Source organism: Bradyrhizobium sp. Ses1 (assembly GCF_059512365.1).
In genome coordinates, this window is record NZ_JCAMOQ010000002.1 from 287,033 (window position 1) to 308,941 (window position 21,909).

19 protein-coding genes are annotated in these 21,909 nt (G+C 63.3%); 10 read left to right on the top strand and 9 right to left on the bottom strand.

The window, feature by feature from the left end; translation table 11 throughout:
- Positions 1 to 51: 51 nt before the first annotated feature.
- Positions 52 to 975 carry a LysR substrate-binding domain-containing protein gene (locus AC5ZG5_RS04265; RefSeq protein WP_130224168.1) on the bottom strand — a complete coding sequence of 308 codons (924 nt, stop codon included), beginning with the start codon at positions 973 to 975 and terminating at the stop codon, positions 52 to 54.
- 150 nt (positions 976 to 1,125) lie between these two features.
- Entirely contained in the window at positions 1,126 to 2,067 is a 942-nt protein-coding gene (locus AC5ZG5_RS04270; protein ID WP_456641139.1) for an alpha/beta fold hydrolase, read from the bottom strand.
- A gap of 359 nt (positions 2,068 to 2,426) precedes the next feature.
- Between AC5ZG5_RS04270 and sdhA the strand changes: the two genes are divergently transcribed.
- A complete protein-coding gene (sdhA, locus tag AC5ZG5_RS04275; protein WP_456641140.1) occupies positions 2,427 to 4,223 on the top strand; it encodes a succinate dehydrogenase flavoprotein subunit in 1,797 nt (598 codons plus the stop codon).
- A gap of 24 nt (positions 4,224 to 4,247) precedes the next feature.
- A complete protein-coding gene (locus AC5ZG5_RS04280; RefSeq protein WP_456641141.1) occupies positions 4,248 to 5,111 on the top strand; it encodes a 4'-phosphopantetheinyl transferase family protein in 864 nt (287 codons plus the stop codon).
- 103 nt (positions 5,112 to 5,214) lie between these two features.
- Here the strand turns inward: AC5ZG5_RS04280 and AC5ZG5_RS04285 are convergent, their stop codons facing one another.
- The 6 genes from AC5ZG5_RS04285 to AC5ZG5_RS04310 all read right to left on the bottom strand — a co-directional run bounded on the left by AC5ZG5_RS04285 (position 5,215) and on the right by AC5ZG5_RS04310 (position 12,703).
- Entirely contained in the window at positions 5,215 to 6,621 is a 1,407-nt protein-coding gene (locus tag AC5ZG5_RS04285; RefSeq protein WP_456641142.1) for an FAD-binding oxidoreductase, read from the bottom strand.
- 103 nt (positions 6,622 to 6,724) lie between these two features.
- Positions 6,725 to 8,221, bottom strand: coding sequence for an ATP-binding cassette domain-containing protein (locus tag AC5ZG5_RS04290; protein ID WP_456641143.1), 1,497 nt, complete (start codon positions 8,219 to 8,221; stop codon positions 6,725 to 6,727).
- Positions 8,205 to 9,203, bottom strand: a complete 999-nt coding sequence (locus tag AC5ZG5_RS04295; RefSeq protein ID WP_130224156.1) for a branched-chain amino acid ABC transporter permease — start codon at positions 9,201 to 9,203, stop codon at positions 8,205 to 8,207. The genes AC5ZG5_RS04290 and AC5ZG5_RS04295 overlap by 17 nt, the downstream gene beginning before the upstream one ends.
- Complete coding sequence (locus tag AC5ZG5_RS04300) at positions 9,204 to 10,085, bottom strand: branched-chain amino acid ABC transporter permease (RefSeq protein ID WP_456641144.1); 882 nt, start codon at positions 10,083 to 10,085, stop codon at positions 9,204 to 9,206. It abuts the gene before it with no gap.
- Between the two features lie 53 nt (positions 10,086 to 10,138).
- On the bottom strand, positions 10,139 to 11,296 hold the full coding sequence (locus AC5ZG5_RS04305) for an ABC transporter substrate-binding protein (protein ID WP_456641145.1): 1,158 nt from the start codon (positions 11,294 to 11,296) through the stop codon (positions 10,139 to 10,141).
- A gap of 69 nt (positions 11,297 to 11,365) precedes the next feature.
- Positions 11,366 to 12,703, bottom strand: coding sequence for an MFS transporter (locus tag AC5ZG5_RS04310; RefSeq protein ID WP_245474569.1), 1,338 nt, complete (start codon positions 12,701 to 12,703; stop codon positions 11,366 to 11,368).
- A gap of 231 nt (positions 12,704 to 12,934) precedes the next feature.
- On the opposite strand from AC5ZG5_RS04310, the gene AC5ZG5_RS04315 reads away from it, so the two are divergent.
- Positions 12,935 to 13,849 carry a dihydrodipicolinate synthase family protein gene (locus tag AC5ZG5_RS04315; protein ID WP_456641146.1) on the top strand — a complete coding sequence of 305 codons (915 nt, stop codon included), beginning with the start codon at positions 12,935 to 12,937 and terminating at the stop codon, positions 13,847 to 13,849.
- Between the two features lie 105 nt (positions 13,850 to 13,954).
- A complete protein-coding gene (locus AC5ZG5_RS04320; protein ID WP_456641147.1) occupies positions 13,955 to 14,833 on the top strand; it encodes an IclR family transcriptional regulator in 879 nt (292 codons plus the stop codon).
- 49 nt (positions 14,834 to 14,882) lie between these two features.
- Here AC5ZG5_RS04320 and AC5ZG5_RS04325 read toward each other — a convergent pair whose 3' ends face one another.
- The gene (locus AC5ZG5_RS04325; RefSeq protein ID WP_245474568.1) at positions 14,883 to 15,620 is read right to left on the bottom strand and encodes a GntR family transcriptional regulator; all 738 of its coding nucleotides are present in this window, start codon (positions 15,618 to 15,620) and stop codon (positions 14,883 to 14,885) included.
- A gap of 78 nt (positions 15,621 to 15,698) precedes the next feature.
- On the opposite strand from AC5ZG5_RS04325, the gene AC5ZG5_RS04330 reads away from it, so the two are divergent.
- From AC5ZG5_RS04330 to AC5ZG5_RS04355, 6 genes are read left to right on the top strand one after another with little or no spacing between them, the layout of a single operon-like run.
- The gene (locus tag AC5ZG5_RS04330) at positions 15,699 to 16,667 is read left to right on the top strand and encodes a Bug family tripartite tricarboxylate transporter substrate binding protein (protein ID WP_456641148.1); all 969 of its coding nucleotides are present in this window, start codon (positions 15,699 to 15,701) and stop codon (positions 16,665 to 16,667) included.
- A 59-nt stretch (positions 16,668 to 16,726) separates the two neighbouring features.
- Positions 16,727 to 17,866 (top strand): mandelate racemase/muconate lactonizing enzyme family protein, encoded by a 1,140-nt coding sequence (locus AC5ZG5_RS04335; protein ID WP_456641149.1) that lies wholly within the window; start codon positions 16,727 to 16,729, stop codon positions 17,864 to 17,866.
- 15 nt (positions 17,867 to 17,881) lie between these two features.
- Positions 17,882 to 18,778 (top strand): fumarylacetoacetate hydrolase family protein, encoded by an 897-nt coding sequence (locus AC5ZG5_RS04340; RefSeq protein ID WP_456641150.1) that lies wholly within the window; start codon positions 17,882 to 17,884, stop codon positions 18,776 to 18,778.
- Positions 18,771 to 19,733: a hydroxyacid dehydrogenase gene (locus AC5ZG5_RS04345; RefSeq protein ID WP_456641151.1), complete on the top strand. Its 963-nt coding sequence runs from the start codon at positions 18,771 to 18,773 to the stop codon at positions 19,731 to 19,733. The genes AC5ZG5_RS04340 and AC5ZG5_RS04345 overlap by 8 nt, the downstream gene beginning before the upstream one ends.
- Positions 19,734 to 19,742: 9 nt before the next feature.
- The gene (locus AC5ZG5_RS04350) at positions 19,743 to 20,882 is read left to right on the top strand and encodes a mandelate racemase/muconate lactonizing enzyme family protein (RefSeq protein WP_456641152.1); all 1,140 of its coding nucleotides are present in this window, start codon (positions 19,743 to 19,745) and stop codon (positions 20,880 to 20,882) included.
- A complete protein-coding gene (locus AC5ZG5_RS04355; protein ID WP_456641153.1) occupies positions 20,875 to 21,909 on the top strand; it encodes a Bug family tripartite tricarboxylate transporter substrate binding protein in 1,035 nt (344 codons plus the stop codon). Before AC5ZG5_RS04350 ends, AC5ZG5_RS04355 begins: the two co-directional genes overlap by 8 nt.

Consider the following 21,909-nt stretch of genomic DNA (forward strand, 5'->3'; position numbering starts at 1 on the left):
GAGGGGACCGTAGTTGGCGGTATCGAACGAACAACCAGTTTTATTATCGCGCTATGGTGACTCACATGCACCAGTCGGGCCGATCAGTGCGCTGGCCAGCACATTTTGTAGCCAATTCCGCAGTGCAACAATCGCCGGGTCGCGCCATCGCTCCTTCAAAGCGACCAATTGGTACGTTCCCATGTAGACGGAGGTGGAGAGCAGCTCGACCAATGCACCAGTGCGAAGGTCGTCCTCGACAAGGACGTCATTTGCGATTGCCACGCCCTGCCCAAGCCGCGCCGCCTCGATGGCGAGGTGGGCATGCCAAAGACGTTGGCCGCCGAGCTGCGGCAAATCGACCAATCCGGCCAGCCGAAACCAGCGCTCCCATTGCTCCGTCGATTCCTCGTGGATCAACGCGATCGACGCCAAGTCCGTCAGGCTCGTGATGGCGGGATGACGCGCCAGATAGCTCGGGCTGGCCACCGGGAAGACCCTCGGCCGGATCAAGGGCTCGGACGCAAGATCGAGATGCGTGGTGATCACATCGGCATAGACGATCTCGGCATCGGCCTCACCGCGCGAGAGATCGGGGTGCGACAAGGTTGGCTGCAGGTTGACTTCCCATCGGTTCGGCGGGCCCGTCAGCTCCGGAAGCCTCTGCAGCAGGCGGCGGTTGGCGATGCCGGGAATACACCAGATGTTAAGCGTGGTTCGCGACGGAGGACGTACCGCAACCGTGGCGCGCGCGATGATGTCGAACGCTTGCGACAACTGCTCATAGAGGAACGAGCCTCGTTCGGTCAGCATGACGCCGCGACCCTGAGCCCGGACAAGCGTGACGCCGAGGCTTTCCTGCAGGTTCTGGATATGACGCGACACGACCGTATGGCTCACCGCCAACTCGTCGCCAGCGGCACGCATGCTGCCGGTGCGGCCAACAGCTTCAAAAGCTCTCAATGCGACGAGGGATGGAACCCGGGGCCTGGTCATAACAGTGTGGGCAATCAGCGCTTCAATCGCCGAGGGTTATGCCCCACCTAAATGTTTTCTTCAATTAGAACAGACACATCGTTGGGTGGCCCGTTCGGTAATGGGTATGAACGGTCGACTCGCTCACTCCTTGTATAGCTGGCGTTAAGCCTATTCGGGCTGCTTCGGCAGGAAGTCGATCATCAGACGTGCTATATCGTCGACCTTCTCGTCTAGCGCGAAGTGACCGGCATCCAACAGATGAATCTCCGCGTCCGGCAGGTCGCGCCTGAACGCCTCCGCGCCCGGTGCAATGAAGGATGGATCATAGCGCCCCCACACGATGAGCGTCGGTGGCTTATGCTCGCGCAGAAATGCCTGCCATGCGGGGTAAGAAGCCACGTTCATGCGATAGTCGTAAAGCAGGTCCGCCTGGATTTCTCGCTGCCCAGGTCGGGACAGGAACGCATATTCGTCGGTCCATGTATCGGGATTGTAGCGCTCGGGATTGGGGCTGCTGCCGATGTGACGGGCCTTAGCGCCTTCGAGCGAAGTGAAAGCGTCGACCTGCTCCGGGTGCGCATCACGATCGGCCCAATATTGCGCAATGCCGCTCCATTTGGCGCCGAGCCCTTCCCTGTAGGCGTTCGCATTCTGGATCACAAGCGCGCGCACCCGCTCGGGATGAGCCACCATGATGCGGTAGCCAACCGGACCGCCATAATCCTGCAGGTACAGGACATAGCGGCTGATCTTGAGCTGCTCGAGCAAGACGTTCGTGGTCTCAGCGAGATGGTCGAACGTGTAAGCGAAACGCGAGGGCGGCGGAGCCTCGCTCTGGCCGAACCCCGGATAGTCAGGTGCGATCAGGCGATAGCGCGTGGCAAGAAGCGGAAGCAAAGTATCGAACATCCGCGAGGAGGACGGAAAGCCGTGCAACAGCACAATCGTCGGCGCGTCGCTCGGCCCCGCTTCACGATAGAAGATGCCGACGCCATCCACCTGCGTGCGATGATAGGTGATCGTGGCCGAGGTCGATGGCAAGGCTGCAGCATGGGCGCCATGACCAACGGCTAGCGCGGCGACGGCCGATAGAACGGTTGGAAGCTTCATATCCTTACCTCCGGCAATGCGACTGGCCGACTTGCGACCGAAACGCGAAGAGACAAGTCCTTCGAACAGCGACACGCGACGACGTCGGTATCCGCTGAATATCTGTTGCAAGAAGATATAGGCTCGATCTCCATCCTGAAAATTCAAATAATGAGATACGTATCATCTCATTTGACGATATCGGAATCTCTCCGCGAAGCGATGGGCATGGTCAGAGCGAAGCCGATGGAATTTGGCCTGCTCGACGCCATATTGAGTTGTGTCGCCAGAACGGTCGGAGATCGATAAGCTTTTCGCCGATCGGATGGATACCGCTGAACTCAGAAAAGACCAGTTCGCACATTTGGGAGAACTGCAGGATGGCTAAAGCGTACGAGATCATCGACCACAATTATGATGTGGTGATCGTCGGTGCCGGAGGCGCCGGATTGCGCGCGGCACTGGGAATGGCATCGTCAGGCCTCAAGACCGCCTGCGTTACAAAAGTCTTTCCGACACGCAGCCACACCGTCGCCGCACAGGGCGGCATGGCGGCATCGCTTGGAAACATGGGTGATGGCGACGATTGGCGCTTTCACATGTACGACACGGTCAAGCGCTCCGACTGGCTCGGTGATCAGGACGCAATCGAATACATGTGCCGCGAAGCCGTGCCCGCGGTGCTGGAACTGGAGCACTATGGGGTGCCCTTCTCGCGCACCGGAGATGGTCGGATCTATCAACGTCCCTTTGGTGGCCAGACCATCGAGTACGGAAAGAAGATGGCCCAGCGCACCTGTGCGGCGGCCGATCGGACAGGCCATGCCATCCTGCATACGCTCTATCAGCAGTGTCTGACGCACGGCACGGAGTTTTTCATCGAATATTTCGCGCTGGACCTGCTGATGGATGATGACGGCGCCTGTCGTGGCCTGTTGGCGTGGAACATGGAAGATGGGACCATCCACCGCTTCAATGCTCACCGCACTGTGCTGGCCACCGGAGGTTACGGCCGCGTCTACTTCTCCTGCACCGCCGCCCACACCTCTACCGGCGACGGCAACGCGATGGCCCTGAGGGCCGGGTTGCCGCTCGAGGACATGGAATTCACACAGTTTCACCCGAGCGGCATCTACGGCTCCGGTTGCCTGATCACGGAAGGGGCGCGCGGCGAAGGCGGCTATCTCACCAATTCCGAAGGCGAGCGCTTCATGGAGCGTTATGCGCCAAGCGCGAAGGATCTTGCCGGGCGCGACGTCGTGTGCCGCGCCATGACGATTGAGATCAACGAAGGGCGTGGCTGCGGTCCGCGCAAGGACTACATCGAACTACACCTGGAGCACCTCGATCCGGAACTCCTGCACACGCGCCTGCCGGGCATCAGCGAGACCGCCAAAATCTTCGCGGGCGTCGACGTCACACGCCAGCCGATTCCGGTGCTGCCCACCGTCCATTACAACATGGGCGGAGTTCCGACCAATCTGCATGGCGAAGCCGTCACGTCTCGCCATGGCGATCCGGAAACGGTCGTCCCAGGACTGATGGCGATCGGGGAAGCGGCTTGCGTTTCCGTGCATGGAGCGAACCGCCTCGGCTCCAATTCGCTTCTCGACATCATCGTGTTTGGGCGAGCTGCCGCTCATCGCGTGATCGAGACCCTGCGTCCGCAAGAGGGCCACGCACCGGCGTCCGACGAGGCGACCGATCGTGCCATCGCGCATCTCGATCGCATCAGGTGGGCCAAAGGCAAGGCTGTCGCCGGCGACATCAGGCTCGCCATGCAACAGACCATGCAGCGCCACTGCGCCGTATTCCGCACCGGCGCGCTGCTGGACGACGGTTTGACAAAACTTAACGAGGTGATCGCCACGATGCGGGATGACATTGGCGTGACCGATCACACGATGATCTTCAACACCGATCTGGCCGAAACACTCGAACTGGACAACATGCTTGCGCAGGCCAGCGTCAGCCTTCATTCAGCGATCGGTCGCAAGGAAAGCCGCGGCGCGCATGCGCGGGAAGATTTCCCCAAACGCGATGACGAAAATTGGCTGAAGCACAGCCTGTGCTGGCTCGATGATGGTGGCCGCGCGCGGCTCGATTACAGACCAGTGCATTTACAGCCGCTCTCAAACGAGGTGCAGTCAATCCCGCCAAGAGAGCGCGTGTATTGATTGAGGGGGACCGCTCAATGCTGGATGTCGCTCAGTTCAAGAGAACCGGTGGCCGATGTTAGCCAACCTTGCATGAATAACGCTGCCTGCACCGGACAGGACGGTTTCGCCTCATCGCTTACCGCGTTGCAGGCAACAACGGTGGTCGCCTGGGCAATCGCCGTCAAGCGTGTCACGCCTGAAGACGATGAGTTGCGCCTGCGATGGTTGCCCCATCCGAACCTCCCGACGCCGGTCAAAGGACCGACACCCGCAGAGATCGCGTTCTGGCTGGCCGCAGTCTCCCCGCCGGAGAAAGGCGCCACGCCCGGCCCTACCGCGCTTCCTCTTGAGCAAAGCGCCGCGCTGCTTGACGTGCAGGAGACGGACCACTTGGCGCGACTCCGGCATCATGAGGACCGGCGCAGCTATCTGGCCGCCCATGCGGGAGCGCGCCTGATCCTTGGACATGCAGTAGGTCGACCGCCGAATGCGCTGCGGTTTGCACCATCGGCGAACGGCAAGCCGGTCCTTCTGGTCGATCCGCAGGAAATCGACTTCAGCCTCAGTCATGCCAGGGGCGCCGTTGCCGTCGCCGCAGCACGCATGCCCATCGGGGTCGACGTCGAACTCCTACGCGAAGTAGATCATCTGGATTCCATCAGCGAGCTGGTGCTGGCCGCCGAAGAACAAGCTGCTCTGCGGAAAGCGCCGGAGATATCCCGGTCCCGATTGTTTCTCCGCTATTGGACCCTCAAGGAGGCATTGCTGAAAGCGGCCGGACTAGGTTTCGCAGTTCCGCCAAATGAGGTCATCGTCGATGCGGGACCAAGCCCAACGGTCCTCGCAGTACCTCCTGCGCTTGGATCTGTCGCGCAATGGCACCTCCTCGCCTCTGCTGATTTCTGACGGAAGCGCCGACAAAATACGCCGTGGACGAAAATCCACAGTGGTAGTTGCTGGAGGCCAGCGCGGAAAGAGCGTCTCGTCTTCAAACAGCGCACACTGGAAATCAGTTGCTCGGGTAGATCTTTCCCGGATTCATGATTCCTCTCGGGTCCAGCGCCGTCTTTACCGCCTTCATGAGCGCCACCCCCTCACCGTGCTCCGTTTCCATGTGCACGATCTTGTGCAGCCCTACGCCGTGTTCGCCTGAGCATGTGCCTCCCATCGCAATGGCTCGGCGCGCGGTGCGAAAGGCGAGCGCCTCGGCGCGCTCAGTCTCTTGCGCGTCCTTCGGATCGAACAGGATTCCGAGATGGAAATTGCCATCACCGACATGGCCGACGATCGGCGCCGTCAGGCCAGATGCGACAATGTCCGCCTTGGTCTCCAACAGGCAGGCCGGCAGCGCCGAAATCGGCACGCAGGCATCGGTACCCATATTGGCCTTGCCGGGCTCAAGCGCCATCACAGCTTGATAGGAATTGTGGCGCGCCTTCCACAACCGCGTCCGGTCTTCCGGCCGCTCGGCGAATTGAAACGCGCCGCCGCCGTGATCCGCTGTTATCGCTTGCATCATCTCCACTTCTTCGCGCACTCCGTTCGGCGTGCCGTGGAACTCGAGAAAGAGCGTCGGCGTCTCCACATAATCCAGCTTCGAATAGCGGATTGCGGCGCGCATCTGCACCTCGTCGAGCAGTTCAATGCGCGCCATCTTCAGATTGGACTGCAGCGCCGTCACGACAGCGGCGACAGCGCCCTCAAGCGAGGCAAACTGGCAGACGGCCGCAACAGTGGTCTCCGGCTGCCCGTAAAGCCTGAGCTGGATTTCGGTGATGACGCCGAGCGTTCCTTCGCTGCCGACATAGAGATGGGTGAGATCAAGGCCGGCAGATGACTTCCGCGCGCGGCTACCGGTGCGGACGATGCGGCCATCGGGCGTGACGACGGTGAGGCCGAGAATATTCTCACGCATCGTGCCATAGCGCACCGCATTGGTGCCGGAGGCCCGCGTGGCGGCCATGCCGCCGATCGAGGCGTTGGCGCCTGGATCGACCGGAAAGAACAGGCCGGTGTCGCGAACATGCGCGTTCAGCGCTTCGCGCGTCACGCCCGCCTGGACCCGGCAGTCGAGCGAGTCCGGTGTGACCTCAAGGATTTTGTCAAAGCGCGTCATGTCGAGCGACACGCCGCCGGCAAGGGCTGCGAGCTGGCCCTCAAGCGAGGACCCCGCGCCGAATGGCGTGACCGGTACGCGGTGTTCGTTACACAGCGCGAGAACGAAGGCGACCTCCTCGTTGGTCTCGGGAAAGACCACGAGGTCTGGCACACCGACTGCCGGCAGACCCTCGCCGTGGCTATGCAGGTCGAGCACGGCCTGCGAGACGGTGACACGCGCGCCCAGGCGTTCGGCGAGCCTCGCGCGCACAGCGGCGATGACTTCAGTTGTTGGGCGCGGCAGGGTGTGGGCGTTCATGTCGGCTTCCATTGGTGACCCTGCTTCCATCTGCACCACGGCGATCCGCCTTTCAAGCCGCGACGGCGCCGGCTCTCGTGAGCACCAGATCCAGCCCGATGGCTTATTCGGCGGCCTCGCCGTGGCCGAGATAGGCGCCCATCAGGCGGGGATCACGCGCGACCTCGGCGGCGCTGCCCTCGGCGACGATGCGTCCCGAGCTCAGCACATAACCGCGATGCGCGACCGCGAGCGCCATGCGGGCATTCTGCTCAACCAGCAGGATCGCGGTCCCCTGCCGATTGATTTCCACGAGCTTGCCGAACACCTGCTCGACCAGCAGCGGAGCCAGTCCGAGCGACGGCTCGTCGAGCAGCAAGAGGCGCGGACGACTCATCAATGCGCGGGCAACGGCGAGCATCTGCTGCTCCCCGCCTGAGAGCGAAAAGGCCAGCGATGCCGACAGGCGCTTGAGGTTGGGGAATAGTTCGAGCATTTCCTCGATCAATCCCGCCAGTTCGCCGTGCGGCCGTCCATAGGCGCCGATCTTGAGATTCTCGATCACGGTCAATCCGCCGAACAGCCGCCGGCGCTCGGGAACGAGCGCCAGTCCCATTCCGACCAGACGCTCGGTCGGCTCCCTGATCAGCTCCTGACCTGTGAAGCGCACCGAGCCCGAGGCCTGCGCCAGACGCGCGATCGCCTTCAGCGTGGAGGATTTGCCTGCCCCGTTGTTGCCGAGCAGCGCCACGAACTCGCCGACACCGACCTTCAGCGACACCTGCCGCACCGCCTCGATGTCACCATAGCGGACCACGAGATCGGAGACCTCGAGCAGCGGCGCGCCGGTACCTTCGCTCGCGCGGCCGACCTGTTCATGGAGCTCCGCCTCGCGGTCGGCGCGGCCGAGATAGGCCTCGATGACGGCGTCGTTGCGCTGGATCTCGGCCGGCGCGCCCTCCGCCAGCACCTTGCCGAAATTGAGCACGGTGATCCGGTCGGCGAGCGTCATCACCACTTCCATCTCGTGCTCGATCAAGAGGATCGTCATCCCGCGTGCATGCATCTGGCGGATCACCTCGATCAGGCGTGCGGTCTCGGCGTGGTTGAGACCGCCATGCGGCTCGTCAAGCAGCACGAGGCGCGGCTCCAGCGCAAGCGCCTTGGCGATTTCGAGCAACCGCCTTTGTCCCTGCGGCAACGAGGCGGCATTCGCATCGGCAACGTCGGCAAGCCCGACGAACGCAATGATCTCGTCGACCCGGCGTGCGTTTTCCTGGTCGAAGCGCCACGGATGAGCCCTGCCGTGCCGCGCGGCAAGGACGTTCTGGCGCACGGTCATCGAGCCGAACAGGCGGGTGTTCTGGAACGTGCGTGCCAGCCCCATTGCCGCGAGCTGGTGCAATGGCTTCGACGTGACGATGGCGCTTTCGAAGCGCACCTCGCCTCCGGTCGGCGTATAGATGCCGCTGATGATGTTGAACAGCGTGGTCTTGCCCGAGCCGTTGGGGCCAATCACAGCATGGATCGTGCCCTGCGCGACGGTGAGCGATACGTCTTCGAGCGCCGTCAGGCCGCCGAAGCGTTTGGTGACGCCGGAGAGTTCAAGCAGCGCGTTCATGATGCGTCACGTCCGATCGTGCATAGGATTTTTCGCGCCGGCGAAGACTGTGGAAGGCGGAGAGAACCAGTCCGGAGAGACCGGCGGGGAAGAAGGTGATCACGAGGATGACCATGACGCCGAAGACGGCAAAGTAGTATTCCTGCATGAAGCGCAACAGCTCCGGCACGAAAGTGTAGAGGATGGCCCCGAGCACGGCGCCAAGGGGGCTGCCGAGGCCGCCGACCACCGCCATGGCGAGGTAGGAGAAGGTCGACTGCCACGAGAAGACGTCGGGGCTGATATAGCCGCGCAGCAGCACGTAGCAGATGCCGGCAAGACCGCCATAAGCGGCCGAAATCACGAACAGCATGATCTTGAGCCGCGAGATGTCGACGCCGATGGCCTGCGCGGCCAGCGCGTCGTCGCGTAGCGCGCGGATGCGCAGACCCAGCGGACCATTGGCGATCCAGACCTGAAGCAGATAGGCGCAAGCGACGATCGCGAGCAGTACCCACAGCATCTTGTCGTTCTCGCCGGCAAGCCCGATGCCCGGGATCGCGGTGATGCCGTTGGCGCCGTTGGTGAGGCCCTCCCAGTTCACCAGCAGCCGCTCGACGATCAGCGCGAAAGCCAGCGTGCACAGGGCGAGGTAATGCCCCTTCAGCCGCAATGTCGGCCAGCCCAGCGCCATCCCCACCGCGGCGGAGATTGCGATCGCGCCGATCGCGGCGACCGGTACCGGCATGCCTGCGGCCTGAAGCAGCGTGAATCCATACGCCCCGATGCCGAAGAATGCGCATTGTGCGAGCGACATCTGGCCACCGAAGCCGAGAATGAAATTGAGCCCGAGGACCAGGAGGATGTTGATCAATGTCACGTCTGCGACCTGCAGATAGTACACCGACAGGAATTGCGGCAGGAGGAGGCCGCATAGGATCGCCGCGCCGATCACCAGAAGGGCGAGCGTACGCATCGTCAGCGTGTTTCCGTCGGCAGTCATTTATGGACGCTCCAGTTCGAGTTCACCGAAAATGCCCTGCGGGCGGAACATCAGAACTGCGATCAAGACGCCGAACGCGATCACGTCGATATATTCCGACGAAATGTAGAAGGAGCCCGCCGACTCGATGACGCCGAAGATCAGGCCACCGACGAGCGCGCCGGGGATCGAGCCGAAGCCGCCGAGGATGGTCGCCGCGAAGGCACGGAGCGACAGGTTAACGCCCATGTCGGAAGATACGTAAGACAGCGGCGCGACCAGCCAGCCCGCCAAGGCTGCGAGCATGGTGGCGTAGGCAAAGATGAAAGCGATGATGCGGGCTGTGGGGATGCCCATCAGCCGCGCGGCTTCGGCGTCCTGCGCGGTGGCGCGCATCGCGCGACCGAGCGCCGTATGCTGAAACAGCGCGTGCTGGATCGCCATCATCACCGCGAGCGCCGCCAGGATGACGAGATACTGCGCGTAGATCGTGGAGCCGAAGAGCTGCACCGAGGTCGTGCCCAGGGGGCCAGCGAAGTTGAGAGGCTGCGGTCCCCAGATGATCACGGCGATATTCTGCAACGCCATGGACAGGCCGAGCGTTGCCACGATCGCCGACAATTGCGGCGCGTTGCGCAGGGGATGGTAGATTCCCCAAGCCAGCGCGGCGCCGAAGAGGCCAAGGATCACCAGCATCGCGCCGAGGTTCAGCCACAGCGGCATCCCGAGACGATTGGCGAGCCAGCCGACCGAGACGAAGGCGCCGAGCATCACGAGGTCTCCCTGAGCAAAATTGACCAGGGAGACCGCATTCCAGATCAGCGTGTAGCCGAGCGCCACCAGCGCATAGGCGGCGCCGACCGCCAATCCCACCAATACGATCTGAATAAAAGTCTGCAACATCGTAAGATCCCATCCCGGTGCCGGCCACCGGAGGTCCGGCGGCGTCGCGCGCGTTAGCTGCTGATGGCCTTGACGATCTCCGGCTTGCCGCCGGCGACCTTGGTGATGATGCCGGAATGGGTCATATCGCCGTTGCCGGTCCAGCCATAGCGTGTGACGATGCCCGGGAAGTCACGGATCGCGGTCAGGGCCTGCTGGATTCCCTCGCCCGTAATGGCATCGGCGCGCTCCATCGCCGCAATGATCAGCTTTGCCGCGTCGTGATAGACCGTGGCGTAGAGTTCCGGCTCGTCACCGGGATGGGTCGCCGAATAGAGCTTCTTCCAGTTCTGCACCCGCTCGTCGGGATTGTCCTTGACGAACTCGCCGATCGCCATGCATCCGTCGGCGCCCTCTCCGGCGAGGCCGAGGAAAATCGGCTGCGAGAATGCCGTGTTGCCGGCGATGCCGAATTTGACGCCGAGGGTCTTGCTCTGCTTGGCAATGAGCCCGGCCGGTTGATCGTCAGTCCAGACGATGATGCCGTCGACACCGGCCTGCTGGAAGGCCAGGATCTGCGAGGTGTAATCTTTGGTCGCGTCGGTGTGGGCCTGCACCAGCGCAGGCTCGACGCCGCGCTTGGTCAAGGAGGCCTTGACCACGCCCATGCCGGATTGCCCAAAGGCCGTGTTGACGTAGCCAAGTCCGATCTTCTTCCATTGCAGATCTTCGGTGACGTATTTGACCAGAAGGTCCGCGCCGATCGCATCATTCAGGCGGACGCGAAACACCCAGGGGCTGCCTTGCTGGGTGACGACCGGACCGGTTGCGCCCGTCAGGCACGGGATCTTGTATTTCGCGAGCAACGGCAGGTTCGGCAAGATACCCGGCGTGTAGTGCGGACCCACCAGTGCCACGACTTCGTCCTGGGTCGCGAGCTTGGTGACGGCATTGGCCGCCGCAGTGGGGTTCGGCCCGAGATCGTCGGCGATGCGCACTTCGATCATGCGCCCCTTGATGCCGCCCTTGTCGTTGACCTGCTTCACCGCAATCGCGACGCCGTTCTTCATCCACTGGCCGTTCTGGGCGAACTGACCCGTCATCGGTCCGGAAATGCCGATGCGGATGGGATCGGCGGCGCGTGCACGGCCAAGGATCGCCGGCATTGCGAGCGGCGCAGCGGCGATGCCCTTGATCAGACTGCGTCGAGAGAAGCGCAAGGTAGAGACCATGGCAGTTTCCTCACTTGGTTTTGCGATGCCGCCTCGTCTCGAGCGGCTAGTTTTGCGAGCAGGATCGGCTCAGTTATCCGAGCGGAGCGGACGAAGGCCGAAGACACAGGCGGCCGAGAGCAGCGCCATCGCGACCATGTAGCCGGCCACCCAATAGGCCGAGCCGTACTCGGCAAGCAGTGCGGTTGCGATCAGCGGCGAGAGGCCGCCGCCGAGGATCGGGCCGAGCTGCTGCACGAGCGAGAGGCCGCTGTAGCGAATGCGCGCCGGAAACAGCTCCGAGAAGTAGGCGCCCTGCGCGCCGTAGACCGAGCCATGACCAAGCGCGAGGCCGAGCGCGATCGCGAGCCAGATCATGCCGGTGTGCCCGGTGTTCAGCATCTGGAAGAAGACGAGCGCGAGCGCGGCCTGGAAGATCATGCCGCCTAAATAGACTGCGCGACGACCAATCCGGTCCGACAGCGCCCCGAACATCGGCAGCGTCAGGCATTCGAGCGCACAGCCAACGAGCACGCCGTTCAGGATCGTCTGGCTCGGCAGTCCGAGCTTGGTCTTGCAGTAGGTGATCGCGAACACGGCGTAGATGTTGAACAGCCCGCTTTCGGCGACCTTGGCACCGATACCGAACAAAATGTTGCCCTTGTGATTGCGGACCGCTTCGACCACCGGCACGCTGGCAGCCCCCTCCTCGCTCAGCACGCGCTTGAACGCCGGCGTCTCCGAGATCTTGAAGCGGATGAAGAGCCCGATTCCGACGAGGACGATCGAAAACAGGAACGGGATCCGCCAGCCCCAGGCGAGGAAGTCAGGCTCGCTCATGGAGGTCGACAGGATTCCCAAAAGCGCGATCGGGATCAGGAATCCGGCGGGCACGCCGATGTGGACGAGCGAGCTGAAGAAACCGCGCCGGTCGGCCGGCGCGTGCTCGACCGTCATCACCATGCCGCCGCCATATTCGCCGCCGATGCCAATTCCCTGCAACAGCCGCAGCCCGATGAGACAGATCGGCGCCAACACTCCGACCTGCTCATAGGTCGGCATGAGTCCGATGAGGAAAGTCCCAAGTCCCATGATCACGATAGTGATGAGCAGCGCCGTTTTTCGGCCGACGCGGTCCCCGAAATGGCCGAACAGCACGCCGCCGAGCGGCCTTGCACAATAGCCCACGAAGAACGTCGCGAAAGCGAGCAGCGATCCGACCAAGGGATCAGAACTCGGGAAGAAGATCTTGTTGAAGACGAGCGCGGTTGCGGTCGCGTAGAGCGTGAAGTCGTAATACTCGATCATGTTGCCGATGGCGCTCGCCACAGCAACCTTCCGGATGTCGCTGGACTCCCGACCCTTGATCGAAGCGGTCACTTGGTCTGCCACCCGGCTGGACCCGCTCGACCTAACCATTCCGCTCATGACGTCGTCCTCCGGCTTCGGCAGGAAGACATCCCTGCCCGGACTTTTGTCCGTATTGCGGACAACATGAGCAGCGAGTTATTCCACATGTCAAGTGGATTTTTCGGCCGCGTCACTACTCTCCTCTTAAATTTAGCGCGAACAACTCGATATGTTGCCGACCACGCTTGACGTCATGCGCGCATTTGTCATACAAAAATGTCCGTATTCCGGACAATAAAGGAGGATAACGTGCCAGCGAAGATTACGGGGATCATCCCGCCCCTCACCACGCCGTTCGATCAGAACGGCGACATCGACGAAAAGGCCTTCCGTCGCCAAGTGAAGTTTTTGCTCGATAAGGGCGTGCATGGCGTCTGTGTTGGCGGCAGCACGGGTGAGGGTCACACGCTTACCGCCGACGAATTCCGGCGTTTGATCGAGGCCTGCGCAGAGGAGCTGAACGGCAAGGTGCCGCTCGTCGCCGGCATCATCGCCAACTCGACCCGCGAAGCGATTGCCCGCGCCCGCGCCATCGAATCGCTCGACGTCGCCGCGCTCCAAATCACGCCGGTGCACTATCTCTTCAAGCCAGACGAGGATGCGACGGTCGGCCACTTCAAGACGCTGTCCGAGTCGGTCAAGCAGCCCGTCATCATTTACAACGTCGTGCCCTGGAACTACCTGAGCCCCGCGCTGCTGCTGCGGATCATGAACGAGCTGCCCGGCGTGATCGGCGTCAAGCAGAGCGCCGGCGACCTGAAGCTGATGGCCGATCTTTTGCTCGACGTGCCCGCGGGCAAGGTCGTGCTGACGGCGGTCGATGCGCTGCTCTATCCGTCCTTCGCGCTCGGCGCGCATGGCACGATCGCCGCGAACCCGGCCGCAGTGCCCGGCGCCTGCGTGGCACTGTGGAACGCGGTCGAACGCGGTGACCACGCGACCGCGATCGAGATCCACAAGCGCCTGTTGCGGTTCTGGAACACGATCGTCGGCGACAATCTCCCGGCCTGCGTGAAGCATGCCCTCACCCTCCAGGGATCGCCGAGCGGTCTTCCGCGGCAGCCGATGCCGGCTCCGACCAGCCGGCAAAAGGACGCGATCGCGGCTGCCCTCAAGCCCCTGCTCGAGGTCGAAGGCAGCGTGAGGCTGGTCGCAGCCGAGTGAGCGCACGACAAAGGGCGCGGCATTGCCGCCGCGCCCGATTCCGTCTAAGTCGGACTTGGTTCGCGTCCTGGATATTGCGTGGCGACGCCACCCGAAAGGTCCGACATGACTAGCGTCGACAGCGGTCGACGGAGCGTGAAGTCGCTCTTCAAGATGCTCGAGGTCCTGGAGGCCTTCTCCTCGACCGACCCCGAGCTGAGCGTTGTCGAGATCGCGCGACGTACCGGCCTACCGCGCACCACCGTCCATCGCATCGTCGATAGCCTGCGCAGCGTCGGGTTCCTGGAGCAGGATGCGAGCCGCGATCGCTACCGGCTTGGCATAAAACTGTTCGAGCTCGGCGGCAGCGCACTCATGAACCTCCCGCTGTATCGCGAGGCGCCGCCTTTCGTCGATACGCTTGCCAAGCTCAGCGGCGAGGATGTGCATCTTTGCGTCTTCGACGGCGCGCAGATGGTCTTCGTCAATCGCCGCAGCCAAATTGCTGCACGCCCGCACAACACCGTCATCACGATGGAAGCCTCGCCTTGTCACTCGACAGGCGTGGGTAAGGCGGCGCTCGCCTTCCAGAGCGACGCCGTGATCGACCGGGTCATCCGCGCCGGCCTGCCTCGCTTCACGCCGAGCACAATCGTTGAGCCCAAGCGGCTAAAGGCCGAACTGGCCGCGATCAGGTCCCGCGGCTATTCGGTGGACGATTGCGAGCATGAGCCGGAGCTGCGCTGCGTCGGCGCACCGATCCGCAACAGTGCGGGCCGCGTCTTCGCGGCAATTAGCGTGAGTGGTCCGAGCCGGCGCGTTACGGCTGAATGGGTGCCAGAGCTCGCCCGGACCGTGATGACGCACGCCGAGCTCCTGTCGATCCGACTGGGCTACCAGCCTGACTCGCACAGCCGAGCCACCGACGCTGCGCCGGAGCGCAACGCCCCCAAACGTCGTCAACGGACCACGGCAGGAACCGCACAAGGCGAACGTGGCGCCTGATCGAAGGGCTTCACCTTCCATCTTCGCCAGTCCGGGGCGCCGCGCGCAGCTAAGAGGTGACTAGCCCAGACGGTCGCCTCAATTGGCCCGTCGAATCTGCAAGACTCGCGAGGTAGTGCGCGGCATCACTAATGTCGGCGACGATCTCGCGTTCGGCACTATCGGCGTCACCCGCCACGATAGCCTTCAGCGCCGCGGTGTGGTGATCCCAACCCTTCAGCAGGACGACATATTCGGGGATCACGTAGGACAGCACCGGCCCGCAGCGCAGCCACATGTTCTCGATGGTCTCGACGAGCAGCGGGACCCCCGACATCGCGTAGATGCCGAAGTGAAACTTGCGGTGATGCTCGAGGTAGCTCTCGAGCTTGCGCGCAGCGATCAGCGACTGCATCGTCGAGAGCCGCTCTTGCAGCTTCCGCAGGGCGGCCTCGTCATGCCGCCGCAGGGCCGCCTCCCGCGCTGCGCGGCCTTCCAGCGCGCAACGCACCACCGTCAGGTCCGAAAGCTCGCGGCGGGACAGGTGCGGCACGATCGCGGAGTTGCGCGGCCCCTGCTGCAGCACGCCTTGCGCTACGAGACGGGTGACGGCGTCGCGCACCGGCGTGATTGACGTCCCGAAACTTTCGGCCAGCGAGCGCAAGGTCAAGACCGTGCCGGGCTCGAACCGCCCGGCCAGCAGCGCGTCCCGCAACTGCGCGTGCGCGAGATCCCACAGCGGTTCACGCTCGATTCGTTTCAATGCCGTCATACAACGCTCGGTATCGCGGCGCGCGACATCGCGCAAATCCCTCCTCCGGTCGGCCGTCTTGACCTACCGACGATGTTTGTTATAACAAACAACAAAACGGGAGGAAATACCACGATGAGAAAAGTTGCCGCGATCACTCTGGCATGCCTGATTTCGATGCTCCAGGCGCCCGCCAGCTACGGTCAGTCGGACTATCCCCAGCGGGACATCACCTTCATCGTGCCGTGGAACGCCGGTGGCTCGAACGACGTCGCGGCGCGGGCGCTCGATCCGATCCTGCGCGAACATGGGATCAAGATCGTCATCGAGAACGTCGTCGGCGCGACCGGCGTGATTGGCATGCGTCGGGTCGCAAGCGCAGCGCCGGACGGTTACACGCTAGGCATGGGGACCAGCTCGACGCTGGCGCTGATGGCGCAGGGCAAGGCGCCGCTGACGAATGCGCAGTTCACCCACATCGCGCGCGTCTCGACCGATCCGTTGATGCTCCTGGTCTCGACCAAGGCCGAGCAGAAATCGCTCGACGATTTCATCAAGTACATGAAGGGCAATCCCGACAAGGTCACGATCGGCACCCCCGGCAATTACAATCTGAACCACATCTTCGCCTTGATGACCGCGCGCGCGGCGGGCGTGAACCTCGTCAACGTGCCCTACACCGGCGGATCGAAAGTGGTGGCCGACCTGCTCGGTCAGCACGTCGATTCCGGCGTGTTGAAGCCGTCGGAAACACTTGGCCAGATCCAGGAAGGCCTGCTGAAGCCGATCGGCATCTTCGCCAATGAGCGGCTGGAGATGTTTCCGGACGTACCGACCTTCAAGGAGAAGGGCTACGACGTCTTTCCCTACGGCCCCGTCGTCCAGATGGCTTACGTCGTTGGTCCGGCAAACCTCCCCGACGATGTCCGCACCAAGCTGGTCACCGCGTTTCGCGCCGCCATTCAGGATCCGCGCTTCAAGGAATTCGCTAAGAAGAACGTGTTCCTTGTCGACGACCTGACCGGCGATGCGCTGACCAAGGAAGTCGACAACGTCGCGGCCACGCTCGGCACTGTGGCGTCTCAGGTCTTTCCGAAGGAATAGGCTGATGCGGCGGAATCGCTGCTCTTAACTCCAACGCTCTCCAACCAAGGTTCACGCGCTTGTCCATCAAGAAGATCACCTGTCACGTCGTCGCCGCTCCGGTGCAACGTCCTTTCACCTCCTCGCGCGGCTGGCTCTACAAGACGCGCGGCACCTGCTTGGTCGAGATCGAGACCGCTGACGGCATCGTCGGCTGGGGCGAGTGCTACGGCCCGTCAGCGGTCGCGAAAGCCTTTATCGAAACCCAGCTTGCCCCGCGCGTGATCGGCCACGACCCCTTCGACGTCGAGGTGATCTGGGAAGATCTCTACAACCGGATCAAGGATTACGGGCCGAAGGGCATGTCGATCGCAGCCATCAGCGGCATCGACATCGCGCTCTGGGACATTATCGGGAAAGCCTGCAACAAGCCTGTGCACAAGCTTGTCGGCGGCGCCTTCCGCACCGAGGTCGATGCTTACGCCACCGGGCTCTATTTCACCGACATGAACCGGCTGGTCGAGGAAGCGGTCGAGGAAGCGACGGGCTACGTTGAGGCCGGCTTCAAGGCAATAAAAATGAAGATCGGGCTTGGTTCAATCAAGCGTGACTTCGAGCGCGTGAAAGCCGTACGCGAAGCGATCGGCCCCGGCATCAAGCTGATGGTCGACGCCAATCACTGCTTCACTGTGCCGGCTGCAATCCGTCTCGGCCGCAAGCTCGAAGAGCTCGACATCGAGTGGTTCGAGGAGCCGATTTCGCCGGAAGACATCGACGGCTATGTGGAGGTCTCGCGCGCGCTCGACATGGCGGTCGCCGGCGGCGAGAACGAGTTCACCCGATGGGGCTTCCGCGACGCCATCGTGCGCAAGGCGATGGATATCGTGCAGCCCGATGTCTGCGCGGCGGGCGGCATTACCGAATGCAAGAAGATCGCGACGCTTGCCACGACGCATGGCGTGGAATGCGTCCCCCACGCCTGGGGGTCCGCGGTCGGCCTTGCCGCCACCATCCACTTCCTGGCGTCGATCCCGAACCAGCCGCCGAGCCTGTTTCCGATGCCGCCGATGCTGGAATTCGAGCAGGAGGAAAACCCGTTTCGCGATCACCTGGCGGTCGAACCGATCGTCCAGGTCAAGGGCAAGGTCGCGGTGCCGACCGGCGCCGGACTTGGCATCGAGATCGATCGCGGCGTGATCGATCGCTACCGGGTGGCGTGAACCGATGGTCCGCTCATGAAATTCGTCACCTTCAGCGAGCAAGGCTTTACGCGCGCCGGCGTGCTGCTGGACAACGGCAGCGAAATAATCGTCGACCTTGCGCATCCGGCGATGGGCGAAGCCCTCGGCGGCGCGGCACCGCAGGTGCAGGCCCTGATCGAAGCCGACCTGCCCAAAGTCGTGGAACGCATTCGCGTGCACGGCTTCGCTGCGGCAGCGCGGCTTTCGCGCGAGGCGGTCACGCTGATGGCGCCCCTGCCGGCGCCGCGGCGCATCTTCGGAATCGCACATAACTACCGCGACGCGCTGGCTGAACGCGGTATGGCGCCGCCCGAGAAACCGGTGCTGTTCATGAAGGCACCGCAAACGATCATTGGGCCGGAACAGCCCATCGTGCTGCCGGCAACGATCGGCGGGGTCACCTACGAGGCGGAACTCGCGGCCGTGATCGGCACGCGCGCCGAGAACGTCAGCAAGGAGCGTGCGCTCGATCACGTCGTCGCCTATGGCTGCTTCAACGATGTCAGCGCAAGCGAGATCATCAAGGCCGACGGCCATTTCGACCGCGGCAAGAACTACCCGACCTTCGGTCCGTTCGGACCTTACCTCGCCTCCCGCGATGAGGTACCAGATCCGCACGCGCTCACCGTGACGCTGAAAGTCGACGGCCGCATGCTGCAGTCCGGTTCGACGGCGAACATACTATTCGACGTCGCCGACCTCGTCTCCTATCTGTCGCGGCAACAGGCGCTCGAACCAGGCGACATCATCGCCACCGGCACGCCGGCCGGCGTGGCCGGGCTGCACAAGCCGCCGGCGTGGCTCAGGCCTGGTTCGACCGTCGAGGTCGAGGTTCAAGCCCTCGGCCGCCTGCAAAATCCAATCATCGAGGGGCCTGCGCCAGATGCCTGAGAAACCCGTCGTCCTCCTGACCAACGCCATGCACCCTGATGGCGAGGCGATTCTCACCCCGCACGTTCGGTTGATCGTCGCGCCGGACACCAGGCCGGAGACACTGCGCCAATGGGCAGCGGATGCCGACGGCATCATCGTGCGCGCGAAACTGCCCGACGACATCGTCGATCATGCACCGCGTCTGAAGGCTATCGTCCGTCACGGCGTCGGTCTCGACTTCATCCCGGTCGCCGCCGCCACGGCACGCGGCATCGCGGTTGCGAACCTGCCCGGAAGCAACACCAACGCGGTGGCCGAATATGTCATGTCGGCCTTGATGCATCTGCGGCGGCCGTTGCAGCGCGTGGACACGCTGATGCGCGCCGAAGGCTGGGCGACCAGCCGCGCGATGGCAGACGGCCTCACCGAGTTGAGCGGAACGACGCTCGGCATCCTCGGCGTCGGAACAATCGGGCGCCGCGTCGCCTCCATCGCGAGCAACGGTTTTGGAATGACTGTGCTCGGCACGTCGCGCCGAAAGGGATCGCTGCCGCCTGATGTCGAGGAAGTCACGCTCGTGGAGCTGTTCGCGCGGAGCAACGCCGTGGTGGTCTGTTGCGCACTGACAGACGAGACACGCAGGCTCGTCAGCCACGATCTGCTGGCGCACATGCGGCCGCAATCCGTCCTGGTGAACGTCTCGCGCGGCGCCGTGGTCGACACGCCCGCCATCATCTACGCGTTGCGGTCAGGCAAGCTCGCCGGTGCCGCGCTCGATGTATTCGATGTCCAGCCGCTGCCGTCCGACGACGCATTGTTCGATTGTCCCAACCTGCTGCTGACGCCGCATATCGCAGGGATCACCGCCACCAGCGGCCGTGCGATGGCGGTTGGCTCGGCCGAAGAAATGCTCCGAATCCTGCGCGGCGAGCAGCCGCTCAATCTCGTCAATCCCGAACACAAAGCGGTCTGAGGTCTTAAAATGCGTATCACATCGATCAAGGCGGTCCCGATCTCCTATCCCGTACCGCAGGGCCAGAACGTCAGGTTGGGCATCGGCCGCGCGGTGAAGCGCGACGCGGTGCTGGTCAAAGTCACGACGGATGAAGGCCTCGTTGGTTGGGGCGAAGCCCATCACGGCCGCTGCCCCGGCGCCATCGCCGAGCTGATCGACACCACGATCTCCGAATTGGTCGTCGGCATGGATGCGATGAACGTGGTCGGCGTCTGGCAGCGCGTCTACCAGATGCAGTTGGCGAGCCATGGCATGGGCTACGCCGCCGCGATGGCGCTCAGCGGCCTCGATCTGGCGCTGTGGGACATCCGCGCCAAGGCGGCGGGCTGGCCATTGTACCGGCTGCTCGGCGGCGCCTCAAAGCCGATCAAGGCCTATGCCGGCGGCATCTCGCTCGGATGGCAGGCGCCGGAGTCGCTGGCCCAGGAGGCGCTGGGCTACGTCGCGCAGGGCTATCGGGCGATCAAGCTTCGGGTCGGCGACAATCCGCGCGACGACGTCGCCCGCGCCACGGCGGTGCGCAAGGCGGTCGGAGACGCCATTGAAATTCTGGTCGACGCCAACACCGGCTACACGGTCGACGACGTACGTCGCGTGATGCCGGCCTATGACGAGCTGGAGATCGGATGGCTCGAGGAGCCGTTCCCGGCGCAAGATTATCGTTCGTACCGGACCGCCGCCTCGCTCGGCTCGACGCCGCTGGCGGCCGGCGAAAACCACTTTACGCGCTTCGAATTCACTCGCCTGATCGAGGATGGCGCCGTCAGCTTTGTGCAGCCGGACCTGTCCAAGACCGGCGGCGTCACCGAGGCGATGCGGATCGCCGGGATGGCCTATGCGTGGAAGCTGTCCTTCAACCCGCACACCTCCGCGACCGGCATCAACATGGCGGCAACCATCAACGTGCTCGCGGCGGTCGATGCCCCCGGCTATTTCGAGGGCGACGTCGCCAAGCACAATCCGTTCCGCGACGAGGTCGGCGGCGTCCCGTACAAGCTCGACGCCGAGGGTTGCGTCAAACCATCTGAAACGCCTGGCCTCGGGGTCGAGATCAACGAGGCTTTCATCAACGCACATCCACTGATCGAGGGCCCCTGCTATGTCTGAACCGCTGCAGGCTGAAGTCAAATCGCGCGCAACGCGTCTTGCTTACTTCGCCTGCGGCGCGTTCCTTCTTCTGTTGACGGGCGCGGCCTCCGCGCAGACCCCGGCCGCGCCCGCAGCGGCCGATCCGGACACCTACCCCAGCCACACGATCCGCTACATCGTTCCCTATCCACCGGGCGGGTTCAATGACACGCTGGGACGGATCGTGTCGCAAAAACTCCAGGAGGCCTGGGGCGTTCCCGTGGTCGTCGAGAACCGGCCGGGCGGCGGCACGCTGATCGGGACCGACGCGGTCGCCAAATCCCCGCCCGACGGATACACCCTGCTCGGCGTGGCATTTCCATTCGGCTCCAACCCGAGCATTTACAAGAGCCTTCCATACGACACCGTCAAGGATTTCGCGCCGCTGATCTTTGCGGGTCAGACGCAGAATCTTCTCGTCGTAAGACCTGCCATGCCGATCCATTCGGTCAAGGATTTCCTCGACTATGCCCGAAACAATCCCGGCAAGATCTCTTACGGGTCCACGGGCATCGGCTCGTCGAACCATCTCTCGATGGAGTTGTTCAAGAGCATGACCGGGATCGATATCGTGCACGTCCCTTACAAGGGAAGCGCACCGATGGTGAACGATCTGCTCGGCGACCATATCGACGCGGCCTTCGACAATACGCCGAACGTGCTGCCCCAGGTCAATGCCGGCAAGTTGCGCGCGCTCGGCGTCAGCAGCACGGCACGCTCGACGCTCGCGGAAGGCGTTCCGACGGTTACGGAGGCAGGCGTTCCCGGTTACGAGGTCACGGTCTGGTTCGGCATCGTCGGCCCCGCCGGGATGAAGCCGGAGATCGTCCGCAAGCCGAATTCAGAACTGAATGCGATCCTTGGGATGGATGACGTCAAGCGCCGCTTCCAGGATCAGGGCGTCGACCCCGTCGGCGGCTCCCCGTCGCAATTCGCGGATCACATTCGCAGCGAAATCCAGAAGTGGGCCAAGGTCGCCAAGGACGCTAATATCCAGCCGGAGTGA

What these genes read in the sequence shown, in the direction of transcription:
- AC5ZG5_RS04305 (WP_456641145.1), bottom strand. Translation starts at nt 11,296, where the DNA reads ATGGTCTCTACCTTGCGCTTCTCTCGACGCAGTCTGATCAAGGGCATC.
- AC5ZG5_RS04345 (WP_456641151.1), top strand. Translation starts at nt 18,771, where the DNA reads ATGCCTGAGAAACCCGTCGTCCTCCTGACCAACGCCATGCACCCTGAT.
- AC5ZG5_RS04310 (WP_245474569.1), bottom strand. Translation starts at nt 12,703, where the DNA reads ATGAGCGGAATGGTTAGGTCGAGCGGGTCCAGCCGGGTGGCAGACCAA.
- sdhA (WP_456641140.1), top strand. Translation starts at nt 2,427, where the DNA reads ATGGCTAAAGCGTACGAGATCATCGACCACAATTATGATGTGGTGATC.
- AC5ZG5_RS04300 (WP_456641144.1), bottom strand. Translation starts at nt 10,085, where the DNA reads ATGTTGCAGACTTTTATTCAGATCGTATTGGTGGGATTGGCGGTCGGC.
- AC5ZG5_RS04265 (WP_130224168.1), bottom strand. Translation starts at nt 975, where the DNA reads ATGACCAGGCCCCGGGTTCCATCCCTCGTCGCATTGAGAGCTTTTGAA.
- AC5ZG5_RS04285 (WP_456641142.1), bottom strand. Translation starts at nt 6,621, where the DNA reads ATGAACGCCCACACCCTGCCGCGCCCAACAACTGAAGTCATCGCCGCT.
- AC5ZG5_RS04290 (WP_456641143.1), bottom strand. Translation starts at nt 8,221, where the DNA reads ATGAACGCGCTGCTTGAACTCTCCGGCGTCACCAAACGCTTCGGCGGC.
- AC5ZG5_RS04270 (WP_456641139.1), bottom strand. Translation starts at nt 2,067, where the DNA reads ATGAAGCTTCCAACCGTTCTATCGGCCGTCGCCGCGCTAGCCGTTGGT.
- AC5ZG5_RS04280 (WP_456641141.1), top strand. Translation starts at nt 4,248, where the DNA reads ATGTCGCTCAGTTCAAGAGAACCGGTGGCCGATGTTAGCCAACCTTGC.
- AC5ZG5_RS04355 (WP_456641153.1), top strand. Translation starts at nt 20,875, where the DNA reads ATGTCTGAACCGCTGCAGGCTGAAGTCAAATCGCGCGCAACGCGTCTT.
- AC5ZG5_RS04330 (WP_456641148.1), top strand. Translation starts at nt 15,699, where the DNA reads ATGAGAAAAGTTGCCGCGATCACTCTGGCATGCCTGATTTCGATGCTC.
- AC5ZG5_RS04340 (WP_456641150.1), top strand. Translation starts at nt 17,882, where the DNA reads ATGAAATTCGTCACCTTCAGCGAGCAAGGCTTTACGCGCGCCGGCGTG.
- AC5ZG5_RS04320 (WP_456641147.1), top strand. Translation starts at nt 13,955, where the DNA reads ATGACTAGCGTCGACAGCGGTCGACGGAGCGTGAAGTCGCTCTTCAAG.
- AC5ZG5_RS04295 (WP_130224156.1), bottom strand. Translation starts at nt 9,203, where the DNA reads ATGACTGCCGACGGAAACACGCTGACGATGCGTACGCTCGCCCTTCTG.
- AC5ZG5_RS04350 (WP_456641152.1), top strand. Translation starts at nt 19,743, where the DNA reads ATGCGTATCACATCGATCAAGGCGGTCCCGATCTCCTATCCCGTACCG.